Below are 14,148 nucleotides of genomic sequence, written 5' to 3'. Positions count from 1 at the left end.
CTTTAAAGAGGATTGAGCCATGGCAAACCCGGAATTACTGGAAGAGCAACGCGAAGAGACGCGCCTGATTATTGAAGAACTGCTGGAAGACGGTAGCGATCCGGACGCGCTGTACACCATCGAACACCATTTCTCTGCGGACGACTTTGAAGCGCTGGAAAAAATGGCCGTGGAAGCCTTCAAGCTGGGTTACGAAGTGACCGAGCCGGAAGAGCTGGAAGTGGAAGAGGGCGACACCGTCATCTGCTGCGACATCCTGAGCGAAGGCGCGCTGAAGGCGGAGCTGATCGACGCGCAGGTCGAACAGCTGATGAACCTGGCCGAGAAGTTTGAGGTGGAATACGACGGCTGGGGAACCTACTTCGAAGATCCGAACGGTGAAGACGGCGAAGAAGGCGACGACGAAGATTATGTCGACGAAGACGACGACGGCGTGCGTCACTAAGTGATTCAGGCGGTGGCGCGCGCCACCGCTTTTTCAAGGCAGAACCATGGATTACCCGCAGATACTCGCCCCCGTACTCAACTTCCTCCAGTGCCCGACCCCGCAAGCATGGATTGATAAAGCCCGCGACCCGTCGAACCTGTCGCTGCTGCTCACCGACCACATGGTGTGCGAGCTCAAGGCCGCCCAGACCGCGCTGCTGCTGGTGCGTAAATACGTCGCCGACGAAAGCGGTGCCGACGCGCTGCTCGACTGGCTCAAACCCTACGAACAGTTCACCTTCCGCGACGGCCCGGAGCCGGACTTCATCGCCCTGCACAGGCAGATTGGCAAAAGCGTAATGCCCAAAACCGACGACCCGTGGGGCCAGGCGCTCATCGACAGCATGGTGCTGCTGATTAAAGAGGAGCTGCACCACTTCTGGCAGGTGCGCGAAGCGATGCTGGCGCGCGACATTCCGTACGTTAAAATCACCGCCAGCCGCTACGCCAAAGGGATGCTGAAGGAAGTGCGCACTCACGAACCGCTGACGCTGATCGACAAGCTCATCTGCGGCGCCTACATCGAAGCCCGCTCCTGCGAACGCTTCGCCGCGCTGGCCCCGTTCCTCGACGATGATTTGCAGAAGTTCTATCTCTCGCTGCTGCGCTCGGAAGCGCGCCACTATCAGGATTACCTGACGCTGGCCCAGCAGGTAAGCGACGACGATATCTCACCGCGCATACAGCTTTTTGGCGAAATTGAAGCCACACTTATTTCGACACCGGACAACGAGTTTCGCTTCCACAGCGGCGTGCCGGTGTAAACCGGCATAACGCAAGGATAAGGATGCGAGATGAAAAAAACGTGGATCAGTACGGTCATTGTTGTTGTCGCGGCTGCCGCCGTGGCGTTCTGGGTGTTCTTCGACAGGCAGCGCGCTCCGGAACAGCAGATGGATGCCGCCCTTAACGCGATGCCCGCCTGGCAGGTGATCAAGGAGCAGGAGCCTGTGCTGCATCAGCGCATCCTCGACCAGATGGCCGCCCTGCAAAAGGCCGGCGAGCCGGAGCAGCACATTATCGACACCATCCAGCCGCAGATCCTGCATTTACAGATGACGCGCCTGCAAAATGCCCCGGACGCCAACGTGGTGAACTACATGACCATCAACATGGAGCAGACCGCCGCCATCCAGAAGGTGAGCGACGACGCCTGCTTCCGCTTCCTCTACCCGATGGTGAAGGGCGGCATCAACCCGATGCGCATGCTGGATAAAGACCTGATGACCCGGCGCATGCAGGCCGATGCCGACATGATGCGCGCGGCCTACGGCAAAAACCGCCACACCGTGACCCAGGCCGAGCGTGAGGCGGCTGTCGAGGACGTGCGGCCCATTATGAAGGCGCTTGCCGATAAGTACGGCGAGGACATCCAGCTGTTGCAGATGCCGGAGAAGGCGGAAGGCAAGGAAAAGCTCTCCTGCGATATGGTGCAGGCGATGTGGGCGAAGGTGCTGGCGCTGCCGGAGCAGAAGGCGGCAGGGGTGATTCGTCTGGCGGTGTCTGAGCTGGAGTGACGAAGGGCGCTGGTTTTTTGGGCACTTAGCGCGGGTTTCGCGCGTCGTCGCTTGCATGGCGGCGCGCGACAGGTATAATCCACAACGTTTCCGCATCCCCTTCAGTGCCGAAGTGGCGAAATCGGTAGACGCAGTTGATTCAAAATCAACCGTAGAAATACGTGCCGGTTCGAGTCCGGCCTTCGGCACCAAAAGATGCAAATCAAAGTCGCTTAAGGGCGGCTTTTTTTGTGTCTGGAATTCAGAGTCTGCTGGGATTTCCCCGCTTTATCAATCAACCTAAGTCAACTTGATTCACTCTACATCAACTTACTGATGCGGGTACAACTGTTGGTATATTGCAGTTTGATAATATTTCTACCCACACAGAACCCTTGAAAAGATGTTCATCGTGGCTCTGAGTGATGTGAAGGTTCGTTCGGAGAGCTAATTAGCTGTGGGAATTGGCTTTAGATCTGGTTATAGGATGAGCTCTACAATAGCGAACACCATAATTGTTGGAGTATTGTCGGGAGTCGGGCAGCCCCATTCCCAGTTAATCAGGGCCAACTAATTAGTGGCGATTCGCTATGATTAGTACTTCTTTAATCGTTATAATGCAGGGCTAATTATGAGCCTATGGCTATCAAAAATGTTTTAAAACCGGAGTTTTACCATGACAAGCACCCAACAACGCGCCGCACTGCAACGCCAGATCTGGCAGATTGCCAATGATGTACGCGGTGCAGTGGATGGCTGGGATTTTAAACAATACGTTTTAGGCGCTCTGTTTTACCGCTTCATCAGCGAGAATTTTGCCAAATACATTGAAGGGGGTGATGACAGCGTCAAGTATGCAACACTCCCCCGGAGCGTCATTACCCCGGAAATCAAAGACGACGCCATTAAAACCAAAGGCTATTTCATTTACCCAGATGATTTGTTTGTTAACATCGCCGCAGGTGCTAGTACTAACGAAAAATTAAACACCGATTTGGCTGACATCTTCTCGGCTATTGAAATGTCAGCCAGCGGATACCCTTCAGAGAACGATATCAAGGGATTGTTTGCTGATTTTGACACCACCAGTAACCGGCTCGGCAATACGGTAAAAGACAAGAATACACGCCTGGCGGCAGTGCTCAAAGGGGTGGCAGAATTAGATTTTGGCGATTTTGAGGGTAGCCACATCGATCTTTTCGGTGATGCTTACGAGTTTCTTATCTCCAACTACGCCGCCAACGCAGGCAAATCCGGCGGTGAGTTTTTTACCCCGCAACACGTGTCCAGGCTGATTGCGCAACTGGCCATGCACAAGCAAACCAGCGTCAACAAGATTTATGACCCGGCGTGTGGTTCTGGCTCGCTGCTGCTGCAAGCCAAAAAACACTTTGACGCCCACATTATTGAAGACGGTTTTTGGGGACAGGAACTCAACCACACCACCTACAACCTGGCGCGGATGAACATGTTCTTGCACAACATCAACTACGACAAGTTCAATATCCAGCTCGGTGATACGCTGCGTAATCCGCATTTTGGCGATGACAAACCGTTTGATGCCATCGTCTCCAACCCACCTTACTCGGTGAAATGGATAGGCTCAGACGATCCCACCCTGATCAACGATGACCGTTTTGCCCCAGCAGGTGTGTTAGCGCCAAAATCCAAAGCCGACTTTGCCTTTGTGCTGCATGCGCTCAGTTACCTTTCCAGCAAAGGCCGCGCAGCCATTGTTTGCTTTCCCGGCATTTTTTACCGGGGTGGTGCCGAGCAGAAAATTCGCCAATATCTGGTGGATAATAACTACATTGAAACCGTGATTTCACTCGCGCCCAACCTGTTCTTTGGCACCACCATCGCCGTCAATATTCTGGTGCTGTCCAAACACAAAACCGACATGACCACCCAGTTTATTGATGCCAGCGGGCTGTTTAAGAAGGAAACCAATAACAACACGCTCACTGAGAAGCATATTGAGCAAATCATGCAGGTGTTTGATAGCAAGGCTGAGGTTGACCATTTTGCTAAATCGGTAAATTTTGAAGACATTAAGGCCAAAGATTACAATCTGTCGGTAAGTAGCTATGTCGAAGCCAAGGACAGCCGCGAAGTAGTCGATATCACTACACTCAATGCCGAGCTGAAAATCACTGCCACCAAGATCGACCAGTTGCGGGCGGAGATTGATGTGATTGTGGCGGAGATTGAAGGTAAGGAGCTGAAGGCATGAGCGAGATGAGCTTTATGGAAAAGCTGCTGGATGGCATTAAAGTAGAGTGGAAACCTTTGGGCAAAGTGCTTGTTCGTACCAAGGGCACAAAGATTACCGCTGGTCAGATGAAAGAGTTACACAAAGATGGCGCACCACTTAAAATCTTTGCGGGCGGTAGGACTGTTGCATCTGTCGATTTTGACGATATACCTGCGAAAGATGTAAATAGGAAACCATCTATTATTGTCAAATCTCGTGGCATTATTGAATTCGAGTATTATGACAAACCATTCTCCCATAAAAGCGAAATGTGGTCGTATCATTCAAATAATGACGGAGTCCATATAAAGTATGTTTATCATTTTCTGAAATTGAATGAACCCCATTTTCAGAGTATTGGCAACAAGATGCAAATGCCGCAAATTGCAACGCCTGATACTGATAAGTTCAAAATCCCCATTCCATGCCCTGAAAATCCCAAAAAATCGCTCGAAATCCAGAGCGAAATCGTCCGTATTCTGGACACTTTTACCTCTCTTACAGCCGAGCTTACAGCCGAGCTTACAGCCGAGCTTACAGCCCGTAAAAAACAATACAACTACTATCGCGACCAGTTGTTAAGTTTTGAAAATAGAGATGTGGAGTGGCAGACATTAGGGGAGGTAACTAAGAAATGGTACTCGGGTGGAACGCCCACAGCCGGAACACCAGAATATTACGAGAATGGGGAGATACCATGGCTAAGAACCCAAGAGGTTAAGTTTTCTGACATTGAAGAAACAGAAGTTAAGATAACCCCTTCTGCGCTGAAAAATTCAGCAGCCAAGTGGATTCCCGAAAACTGCGTAATAATCGCGATTTCCGGAGCAACAGCGGGCAGATCTGCGGTAAATAAAATACCCTTAACAACCAATCAGCACTGCGGTTGCTTGGAAATAGATAGCACAAAGGCGCTATATCGATATGTATTCCATTGGGTTAGCTTTAACTATGAAAATATTAAGGCTCTTGGACAGGGGGCTAGAGGCGACCTTAACTCTAGCATCATAAGAAATTTCAAGCTTCCAATTCCCTACCCAGACGACGCTGAAAAATCGCTTGCCGAACAAGCCCGCATCGTCGCCATACTGGACAAATTCGATGCCCTGACTAATTCCATCAGTGAGGGTTTGCCACGGGAAATCGCATTACGGCAAAAACAATATGAGTATTACCGCGATTTGCTGTTGAGCTTTCCCAAGTCTGAAGAGGTAGCGGCCTAATATGAGCAAGACGCTAGCAGAAATCGCCCAGCAGCTTAAAGACGCCAATAAAAAGGTACAGTTGATCTATGCCTTTAATGGCACGGGGAAAACACGCCTGTCGCGAAAGTTTAAGCAGCTTGTTGCCCTCAGGAATGAGGGGGATGAAGTCGAACAATCTGAGTTGTCACGCAATAAATTCCTGTATTATAACGCTTTTACCGAAGATTTATTCTATTGGGACAACGACCTGGAACAGGATGCCGAGCCTAGGCTAAGGATCCAGCCCAATTCGTTTACTGATTGGGTGCTGAAAGATCAAGGGCAAGATCGAAACATTATCACCAACTTTCAGCGCTATGCTAATGAGAAGTTAACCCCACGATTCAATGAAGAATATAAAGTCAAAGGCAAAGATGGCAAAGAGATCGCTGTAAAGGCTTTTACTGAAGTGACTTTTTCCCTTGAACGCGGTGACGATGAACATTCCGGAAATCTGAAAATCTCTAAAGGCGAGGAAAGCAATTTCATCTGGAGTATTTTCTATACGCTGATTGAGCAGGTGATTGACATTCTCAATGTTGCTGAGCCTTCCGAGCGTGAAACCAATGCATTTGACCAATTGGAATATATCTTTATTGACGACCCGGTAAGTTCACTGGATGAGAACCATTTGATTGAATTGGCCGTAGATTTGGCCCAACTGATCAAGTCAAACAATTCTGATGTTAAATTCATCATCACCACGCACAATCCGCTTTTTTATAACGTTCTGCATAATGAGCTCAACAGTGATGACGGTGGTTACAAGAAAAAATGTCTTGATAAGTATCGGATGGCCCGGCTTGACGATGGCACATTTCAATTAGTCCAGCAGCCCAATGATTCGCCATTCTCATATCATCTTTATTTGAAATCAGAACTCGAAAAAGCCATCGAGAGTGGTCAGTTGAGCAAGTATCACTTTAATTTTTTAAGAAACATTCTGGAAAAAACCTCCACGTTTCTTGGCTATAAGAAATGGGGCGATCTGTTGCCAAAAACTGATGACGGAACAACCAATCCGTATGAGGCACGGATTATTAATATCTCCAGCCACTCGAAACATGCGGGCGAAGAAGTGGCCGATCTCACTGAAGACGACAAGCGTGTTTTGCGGTATCTGGTTAATGAAATCAATATGATGTATCGCTTTCAGCAGGCTGAAAACTAAAGAAAAAGATTTAGGGGTAAAGCATGTACGAATACAAGGCTGTTGCCGAATCAAATAGCTTTATCGTTCTCGATAGATACGCCAGGGCATGGCAACTTAATGAAAGCTACCAGAGCGAAGGTGACCTGGAACGAGAGTTCATTCAGGATTTGCACAATCAGGGCTATGAGTATGAGCCTGGTTTAAATACGCCTGAGGAGCTGCTGGCCAACGTGCGTGAGCAGTTGCAGACCCTGAACAACATGCAGTTTGCTGACGGTGAGTGGATGCGGTTTGTGGAGACCTGGCTGGACAAGCCAAGCGATGGTATCGTCGATAAAACCCGCAAAATTCACAACGACTATATCCATGATTTTGTGTTTGACGATGGTCATATCCAGAACATCTACCTAGTAGACAAAAAAAACATTGCCCGCAATAAAGTTCAGGTGATCAAGCAGTTTGAGCAACAGGGCAGTCATGCCAATCGTTATGATGTCACCATTCTGGTGAATGGCTTGCCGCTGGTGCAGGTGGAACTGAAAAAGCGCGGCGTGGCGATCCGCGAAGCCTTTAATCAGGTGCACCGCTACAGTAAAGAGAGTTTTAACAGCGAACATTCCTTGTTCAAGTATTTGCAGCTTTTTGTGATTTCCAACGGCACCGATAGCCGTTATTTTGCCAATACCACCCAGCGCAACAAAAATAGCTTCGACTTCACCATGAACTGGGCGAAGGCTGATAACAGCTTGCTGAAAGACCTCAAGGACTTTACTGCAACCTTTTTCCAGAAGGACACCCTGCTCAATGTGCTGCTGCATTATTCGGTGTTTGATGTGAGCGATGCACTACTGGTGATGCGCCCTTATCAGATTGCCGCTACTGAGCGCATCTTGTGGAAGATCAACAGCGCTTATCAGGCCAAAAATTGGAGCAACACGGAAAGCGGCGGTTATATCTGGCACACCACAGGTTCTGGTAAAACCCTGACCAGCTTCAAAGCGGCGCGCTTAGCCACTGAGCTGGAGTTCATCGACAAGGTTTTCTTCGTGGTGGATCGCAAGGATCTGGATTACCAGACAATGAAGGAGTACCAGCGTTTTTCGCCGGATAGTGTGAACGGCTCTGACAGCACCGCAGGACTCAAGCGCAATCTGGATAAAGATGACAACAAAATCATCGTTACCACCATCCAGAAGCTCAATAACCTGATGAAGAGCGAAAACGACCTGCCCATTTACAACAAACAAGTGGTGTTTATCTTTGATGAATGTCACCGTAGCCAGTTTGGTGAAGCCCAAAAGAACTTAAAGAAAAAGTTTAAGAAGTTCTATCAGTTCGGCTTTACTGGCACGCCGATTTTTCCGCAAAACGCTCTGGGAGCAGACACCACTGCCAGCGTGTTTGGTCGAGAGTTGCATTCTTATGTGATCACCGATGCGATTCGAGATGAAAAGGTGCTCAAGTTTAAAGTGGACTACAACGATGTGCGCCCACATTTCAAAGCCATTGAAAGCGAACAGGACGAAAAAAAACTCAACGCGGCGGAAAACAGGCAAGCCTTATTGCATCCGATCCGAATAAAAGAAATTTCGCAGTACATCCTGAATAACTTTAGGCAAAAAACGCATCGCTTGCACGCAGGGGCAAAAGGGTTTAATGCGATGTTTGCCGTGAGCAGCGTGGAAGCCGCCAAGCTGTATTACGAATCATTCAAATACTTGCAAAAAGACAGTGATAAGCCGCTAAAAATCGCCACCATATTCTCTTTTGTAGCCAATGAGGAGCAGGATGCCGTAGGCGATATTCTGGATGAAAGTTTTGACGTATCGGCAATGAATAGTAGTGCCAAAGAGTTTTTAAGTGCCGCCATAGCTGACTACAACGCGCTGTTCAAAACCAACTTCAGCGTGGAAAGCAAGGGGTTTCAAAACTATTACCGCGATCTAGCCAAGCAAGTTAAGGCTAAGGAGATCGATTTGCTGATTGTGGTCGGTATGTTCCTGACCGGGTTTGATGCACCGACACTGAACACCTTGTTTGTGGATAAAAACCTGCGCTATCACGGTTTGATGCAAGCCTATTCACGTACCAACCGTATTTTTGACGCAACCAAAACCTTTGGCAATATCGTTACCTTCCGTGATCTGGAGCAAGCGACAATTGACGCCATCACCTTGTTTGGCGATAAAAACACCAAGAACGTAGTGCTCGAGAAAAGCTACGAGGAGTATATGGAAGGCTTTACCGATGTGGTCACCGGTGAGGCAAGACGTGGTTTTGTGGATGTGGTAAGGGAGTTAGAGCAACGCTTTCCCGATCCTTCTGCCATTGAGAAAGAGTCCGACAAAAAAGCCTTTGTGAAACTCTTCGGCGAGTATTTACGCGTTGAGAACGTGCTGCAAAACTACGATGAGTTTGCCAGCCTTAAGGCCTTGCAGAACATTAACATCAATGATCCTGAAGCAGTTGAGGATTTCAAGGCCCTGCATTATTTAAGCGATGAGGATCTGGCGATGCTGCAAACGATTAAAATGCCGTCTGAACGGAAAGTTCAGGACTACCGTTCAACTTATAACGATGTTCGCGATTGGCTGCGTCGGGAAAAATCTACCGCTGAAAAAGAAAAATCGATTATTGATTGGGATGACGTTGTCTTCGAAATAGATTTACTGAAGTCGCAAGAAATTAATCTTGATTATATTCTCGAGCTGATTTTTGAACACAACCGTAAGAATAAAAGTAAAGCAGGCTTAATTGATGAAGTTCGTCGGTTAATACGTGCCAGCCTTGGGAGTCGAGCTAAAGAAAGTTTAGTCGTTGATTTTATTAATCAAACCGACTTAGACAAAATTAATGACAAGGCCAGTATTATAGATGCCTTCTTTGCTTTTGCACGGGTAGAACAACTGCGCGAAGCACAAGAGTTAATTGGATCCGAAAGTCTGAATGAAGAGGCAGCTAAACGTTATATTACCACTTCTCTCAAACGAGAGTTTGCCAGCGACAATGGCACAGAGCTCAATGCTGTTTTGCCCAAAATGAGCCCACTAAATCCCGAATACCTCACAAAAAAGCAAAGCGTTTTCCAAAAAATCGCAGCGTTTGTTGAAAAATTTAAAGGAGTGGGTGGGAAAATATAGATACTTCAACTCATGATACAAAGTTGTGGGTTGAACAGAATGGCAAGCCCTTTAAAGGATTTGCCATTCTTATATGTATCAGCTTATAACTGATAATAATCTATACAGTTACTATTTATTCCAAAGTGTTTTATGGATTTTCCCTGTCTGAAGATATTCCCCCACCAGCTCAATAAAATCTTTAAAATCCCGATTCTCTTCCACCAGACGGTTCACTGACTGCCAGTCTACGCTGGTACGTTCACGCGCTGGGATCAACGTCTGGCTATTAGAGAAATCATTTGGATCCAGAAGGATCACACCAATACCGTGCAACGCACAGAGCATCTGAAGTTCACGCTCCACACTACGTTGTTTATCTTCGTTAATTTCAGTCGCCACTAGATAGCCGAAATGCGCCCAACTGGAATTGCTGACCGCCTGGAAGAAACATTCACGCACATTGCTACGGTTTAGCTGCTTTTTAACCTCAAAAGACCACAGCCTTGTCAAACGCCCTTCACTATGGCGAACACAGTTTTGAACTACATCATCCCACTCTTTATCAAGAGGCTCCAATGCGACAATATCGGGATAAAGCCAATGGTTGCCCCCCAACCCTTTGTTGTTGCTTGAGCGCTTTTCGTCAATACGGCGGCACAGTAGCCCTTCTTCCTGCGAGAGGTAATCAATCAGGATCGGATACAACGAATGCTCGGTAAAGCTAACAGTTTCAACTGTTGGTTCGGGGGCGACATTACCATCCGGCAGTTCAACCACAGACTCCCCCCAATAAAACAACCGTGGTCTTGGCTTATCACGCGTCATCACCTGTGGACACATAGCTTTCGCTTTAACTGTTCGACTGCCACCAACTTCAGCAGTAATTTGGCTTAAAAAAGCTTCATCGCTGGCAAAACGTGGATTTTTACGTTTTTCAGCCAGTTCTGCGCTGTAGTGATCAATGATTTTCTGCGCCAGTTGACGGGCAGTGAACTGCTGGCCGGGATTAGCCTGTAACACGTTGATTATCATCTGGGGACGACTTGTCATATGCCTTCCTGCGTATGTACGCACGGCTTTGCGTATCAGCTTTTAAGCGATGCGTGATTTACAGCTCTTGTGAATGAACCCAGTTTACCTTTCAGAATTACAGACATAAAGCATCGATTTCCCTTTCTACCAGTTGGCTGGACTGAATTAAAAATCGTCTATAACATAGCCAGTTAGACTACATAGGGAGATGTAAGCATGAGCACCAGAAGAGAGATAAAGGATGGGGCACTCTTTGACGTTCTCGACAGAGGAATTGTCTACACCGAGGCGTTAGGCTGGCTTGATATGGGACATGCCCGTGGCAATGACGTGGTGGCGCTCAAACGTCAATTTGTTGAGGGAGAGCGTAGCGGTAAGCCATCTTATTCCGTCATGTATCGGCAAGATATGGGCGTCTTAAAATTCAAATCGCGGTTCGGCGTCGGGAAGTTCTCTCATTGGGAAATCAAGCGTGGCAGGAGTACTGACGACATTAACAGAATCATGCTTGCGATGATGATTAACACCGCGTCCAGATTCGAAGGCCTACAAAGCCTGCGATCGTTCTCCTGGTATACGGACAGCGGCTTTAGCGGCGAGGATTTGGTATCTGATCTGTTCGGGTTCTATCGCGCAATTCTTCCTGGCCGGTACGGCTATCGTCTCAAGCCCGTGAGCTATGCATCAGCCGTTCGCCGCTGGGATTATTACGGCGCTATCGGTTCCCATAAAAATCGTGGCTTCCGTCCGATTCTCTTTCCTGATCCGCAGGACCAGTGCGTGCGGCACAAGCCGTATAAGGTCAGTCTTCCGCATTTTATGACATGGCTTCGGCCGTGGGATGATTTCACATCCGGAGTGGTTAAGGTCATTACAAACGATGGGACATCGCTCTCATTCATGGGGACTAAGCCATGAAAATCCTTTTAAAAGTTCTGAAGTGGTGTGCACTCTCGGTTACCACCGTCTTTATCCTTGGATGGCTGTTTGTCTGGCTCGTGGCATCGGGTTCGGATGAAACGACGGTTTACACAGAAAATGACTTTTTCCACTACCACACGCTGACAGATAAGGACATTGAAAACGCCCCGCGTATCACGCACGATTACTATTTCGAGGCGCATCCAGGCGATGGTTATGCCCCTTCAAATAGCATCTTTTTTAAAGGGGCTACCGGGGCTGCACCGTTGCGCGCGTATCTCGAAACGCTGGGATACACAAAGGAAAAGCGTCGCCTGGGGGATAAGGAAATCTGGTCAAAACCCGATCAGGTAAAAGGGGATATTTTTTATCTGTACTTTAATGCCGCTATGGGTGAAGTTGAGCTGACCAAAGTGAAGAATTACTGAACTCACTTACTCCGTGTCGATTAGCACCGCCTGATGATCAAGCGGCGTTTTTTCGTAATACCCCATTCAGCCATGTCTCATACCTGTCCGGGCGGTTATCCTCAGTCGCCCACAGCGATGCTATCTCTATCCCCGGAACCGCCTTCAGTAACTCCTGCAACCCCTCTTCATCCAGATCCGTAAACCGTCTTTCACCTTGCAAGCGCTCACCGTTGCCATACTTAAAGGACACGTACCAGACGCCGCCAGGCTTAAGCGCATCCGCAAGCTTCTGCATCACGGCAGGTAACTCAGAAGAGGGGACATGCAGCAAAGATGCACAGCACCAGATCCCATCGTACTGCGCTTTACCGTCGATCTCTGAAAATGTCATCAGCTGCACGGGTAGCCCGGTATGTTGCCTTGCCAGCTCCACCATCGCGGAAGAGGCATCAAAAGCATCCACCTGATAACCCATCTCATGAAAGGCTTTTGCGTCTCGTCCTGAACCGCAGCCCGCATCCAGAACACGGCCACCGTTAGGCAGATGTTGGGTGAAGGCCGCGTAAAGCGGGGTCATATCGACATTGACCGTGCCATCGAAGAATTCCTGTGCGTGGTTCTGGTAGTAGTGAAGTGTCATTAAAACGTTGCCTCGCCTTCCGCGTTGGGTTTCCAGGTATGGATAAGTTTGTCCAGCGCGGCCTGCCAGTTGCGCTGGAGAAAGCTTTTCCGTGCTTCAGGACGTTGCCCTGTCTGTAGAACAATCGTCTCATGTAACGGCAGTTTGCTCTGAATAAAATACTCATTGCGGGTGTGTAACCGTTGCAGGAGCCTGAGCTCGGGAATGCGTGCAGACTTGCCTTCAACGCCACGGTTACAACATCGACAGGCCAGCACTAAGTTCCATACGCCGTTAATATTGCTCACTTCCTGGCGGGCAGCCCAGGGAATAAAGTGGTCGACGTCCGCCAGTTCTGCGTCTCCCGTTACCAGACTGATGGGTTTAAAGCAGTAAAAACACCGTCCTTTCTGGTAACCATTCAGGCTGTCGCGACAGCTGGTGATGTCTACGCGCCGTGCGTTCACCCTTGTGAACAACAGCTGATTATCTTCGTCAAACTCCACGCCCACAAGGTTACGCGATATCCCCATCGACCAGGCCTGTTCCACCAGGTTCCAGCGGGCATTGGTTTCAAAGGCGAGGTTTTTATACTGAAGGCGTTCGCCCAGTTTAAAGAAGTTATCCGTCAGGCGGATCCCGTTGTGGGTTTTGCGCTCATCAAGGAAAAAACGTTTATCGATCTCGCCCTGGTTCACGTAATGAAAGGCATCGATCACGTTGTTAAAGCCAAGGCGCACCGTCGCTTCAATGAGCTGGGCGTGGGTGATTTCGCCTCTGTTGAACTTCAGGCAGGTTTCCAGAAATTGGCTGCTGCGAGAGGTGATCTGTTTTGGCGCATGCTTCAGGTGCTCGCAAAGATAGCGGCTGAACGGAACGGCAAGCTGGTCGAGCGTTATCAAATCGCTGCCCGTCTTATCCACTTCATACAATGCTGACGCCAGCGCAAATTTGTAAGATGCGACGTTCCTTCCAAAGAGGATCACACCACGCCAGTAGTTCTCAAGCGTCGGATCGGCCTGATAAAATTCCATCGATGAAGTCCTGTTACGGTTGGCTGGGCAGGGCGTCACTAAAGCCTGTAACAGGATCACATAACAAAATCAGGGTGATGTAAATCGTTAATCTATAGGTTTGGTGAATTTTGCGAGGTCTGAGAGGAAGGTGTAGCGGCAACCGATGCGGCATTAGCGTCAGGTTTGCGAACGAACAGGTATCTGGAAAAGGGGAGTTGAAGTGATTTCCAGGCCGAAGCGTTGTTGTTTCTCGAATTAAAAAATACCTACCGTTATTTCCTGAATCCCCCTCGCAAATTTCAAATTTACCCCACCCAAAACCGCTGTATTTATATTCAGCCCTGTATAATGAGCACCAGAAATTACGCCGAACGGCAAAGGAAGTATCAAAGAGA

General features: G+C 48.6%; 12 protein-coding genes and 1 tRNA gene. 10 read left to right on the top strand and 3 right to left on the bottom strand.

Translation table 11 applies throughout. The features are described from left to right. The first annotated feature begins 19 nt into the window (after nucleotides 1–19). The 8 genes from rraB (at nucleotide 20) to A3466_RS12725 (ending at nucleotide 9,773) form a co-directional block, all read left to right on the top strand. Entirely contained in the window at nucleotides 20–445 is a 426-nt protein-coding gene (gene rraB / locus A3466_RS12760; RefSeq protein ID WP_017694625.1) for a ribonuclease E inhibitor RraB, read from the top strand. A gap of 46 nt (nucleotides 446–491) precedes the next feature. After that, nucleotides 492–1,250, top strand: coding sequence for a tRNA isopentenyl-2-thiomethyl-A-37 hydroxylase MiaE (gene miaE, locus A3466_RS12755; protein ID WP_063450854.1), 759 nt, complete (start codon nucleotides 492–494; stop codon nucleotides 1,248–1,250). 30 nt (nucleotides 1,251–1,280) lie between these two features. After that, complete coding sequence (locus A3466_RS12750) at nucleotides 1,281–2,003, top strand: hypothetical protein (RefSeq protein WP_063450853.1); 723 nt, start codon at nucleotides 1,281–1,283, stop codon at nucleotides 2,001–2,003. Between the two features lie 106 nt (nucleotides 2,004–2,109). Further along, nucleotides 2,110–2,194: transfer RNA gene (locus A3466_RS12745), tRNA-Leu, on the top strand. 464 nt (nucleotides 2,195–2,658) lie between these two features. Further along, nucleotides 2,659–4,215: a type I restriction-modification system subunit M gene (locus A3466_RS12740; RefSeq protein WP_063450852.1), complete on the top strand. Its 1,557-nt coding sequence runs from the start codon at nucleotides 2,659–2,661 to the stop codon at nucleotides 4,213–4,215. After that, complete coding sequence (locus tag A3466_RS12735; protein ID WP_063450851.1) at nucleotides 4,212–5,459, top strand: restriction endonuclease subunit S; 1,248 nt, start codon at nucleotides 4,212–4,214, stop codon at nucleotides 5,457–5,459. The genes A3466_RS12740 and A3466_RS12735 overlap by 4 nt, the downstream gene beginning before the upstream one ends. A gap of 1 nt (nucleotide 5,460) precedes the next feature. After that, complete coding sequence (locus tag A3466_RS12730; protein ID WP_063450850.1) at nucleotides 5,461–6,651, top strand: AAA family ATPase; 1,191 nt, start codon at nucleotides 5,461–5,463, stop codon at nucleotides 6,649–6,651. Nucleotides 6,652–6,674: 23 nt separating this feature from the next. Continuing rightward, nucleotides 6,675–9,773, top strand: coding sequence for an HsdR family type I site-specific deoxyribonuclease (locus A3466_RS12725; protein ID WP_063450849.1), 3,099 nt, complete (start codon nucleotides 6,675–6,677; stop codon nucleotides 9,771–9,773). 111 nt (nucleotides 9,774–9,884) lie between these two features. On the opposite strand, the gene A3466_RS12720 is transcribed toward A3466_RS12725, so the two are convergent. Next, nucleotides 9,885–10,805 carry a COG2958 family protein gene (locus A3466_RS12720; RefSeq protein WP_063450848.1) on the bottom strand — a complete coding sequence of 307 codons (921 nt, stop codon included), beginning with the start codon at nucleotides 10,803–10,805 and terminating at the stop codon, nucleotides 9,885–9,887. 198 nt (nucleotides 10,806–11,003) lie between these two features. Here A3466_RS12720 and A3466_RS12715 point away from each other — a divergent pair, with 198 nt between their 5' ends. Next, nucleotides 11,004–11,705, top strand: coding sequence for a hypothetical protein (locus A3466_RS12715; RefSeq protein WP_063450847.1), 702 nt, complete (start codon nucleotides 11,004–11,006; stop codon nucleotides 11,703–11,705). Further along, nucleotides 11,702–12,136 carry a hypothetical protein gene (locus A3466_RS12710; RefSeq protein WP_063450846.1) on the top strand — a complete coding sequence of 145 codons (435 nt, stop codon included), beginning with the start codon at nucleotides 11,702–11,704 and terminating at the stop codon, nucleotides 12,134–12,136. The genes A3466_RS12715 and A3466_RS12710 overlap by 4 nt, the downstream gene beginning before the upstream one ends. Nucleotides 12,137–12,173: 37 nt before the next feature. Here the strand turns inward: A3466_RS12710 and A3466_RS12705 are convergent, their stop codons facing one another. Next, nucleotides 12,174–12,758 (bottom strand): class I SAM-dependent methyltransferase, encoded by a 585-nt coding sequence (locus A3466_RS12705; protein ID WP_063450845.1) that lies wholly within the window; start codon nucleotides 12,756–12,758, stop codon nucleotides 12,174–12,176. Continuing rightward, a complete protein-coding gene (locus tag A3466_RS12700) occupies nucleotides 12,758–13,771 on the bottom strand; it encodes an HNH endonuclease domain-containing protein (protein ID WP_063450844.1) in 1,014 nt (337 codons plus the stop codon). Before A3466_RS12700 ends, A3466_RS12705 begins: the two co-directional genes overlap by 1 nt. Nucleotides 13,772–14,148: the final 377 nt, after the last annotated feature.

This window comes from Enterobacter genomosp. S, from assembly GCF_001631805.1.
GTDB classification, from domain to species: Bacteria; Pseudomonadota; Gammaproteobacteria; order Enterobacterales; family Enterobacteriaceae; genus Enterobacter; species Enterobacter quasihormaechei.
Note: the sequence above shows the minus strand (reverse complement) of the source record. Positions and strands in the feature narration are given on the sequence as shown.

Coding starts and splice junctions, on each gene's coding strand:
- rraB (WP_017694625.1), top strand. CDS start 20: ATGGCAAACCCGGAATTACTGGAAGAGCAACGCGAAGAGACGCGCCTG.
- miaE (WP_063450854.1), top strand. CDS start 492: ATGGATTACCCGCAGATACTCGCCCCCGTACTCAACTTCCTCCAGTGC.
- A3466_RS12750 (WP_063450853.1), top strand. CDS start 1,281: ATGAAAAAAACGTGGATCAGTACGGTCATTGTTGTTGTCGCGGCTGCC.
- A3466_RS12740 (WP_063450852.1), top strand. CDS start 2,659: ATGACAAGCACCCAACAACGCGCCGCACTGCAACGCCAGATCTGGCAG.
- A3466_RS12735 (WP_063450851.1), top strand. CDS start 4,212: ATGAGCGAGATGAGCTTTATGGAAAAGCTGCTGGATGGCATTAAAGTA.
- A3466_RS12730 (WP_063450850.1), top strand. CDS start 5,461: ATGAGCAAGACGCTAGCAGAAATCGCCCAGCAGCTTAAAGACGCCAAT.
- A3466_RS12725 (WP_063450849.1), top strand. CDS start 6,675: ATGTACGAATACAAGGCTGTTGCCGAATCAAATAGCTTTATCGTTCTC.
- A3466_RS12720 (WP_063450848.1), bottom strand. CDS start 10,805: ATGACAAGTCGTCCCCAGATGATAATCAACGTGTTACAGGCTAATCCC.
- A3466_RS12715 (WP_063450847.1), top strand. CDS start 11,004: ATGAGCACCAGAAGAGAGATAAAGGATGGGGCACTCTTTGACGTTCTC.
- A3466_RS12710 (WP_063450846.1), top strand. CDS start 11,702: ATGAAAATCCTTTTAAAAGTTCTGAAGTGGTGTGCACTCTCGGTTACC.
- A3466_RS12705 (WP_063450845.1), bottom strand. CDS start 12,758: ATGACACTTCACTACTACCAGAACCACGCACAGGAATTCTTCGATGGC.
- A3466_RS12700 (WP_063450844.1), bottom strand. CDS start 13,771: ATGGAATTTTATCAGGCCGATCCGACGCTTGAGAACTACTGGCGTGGT.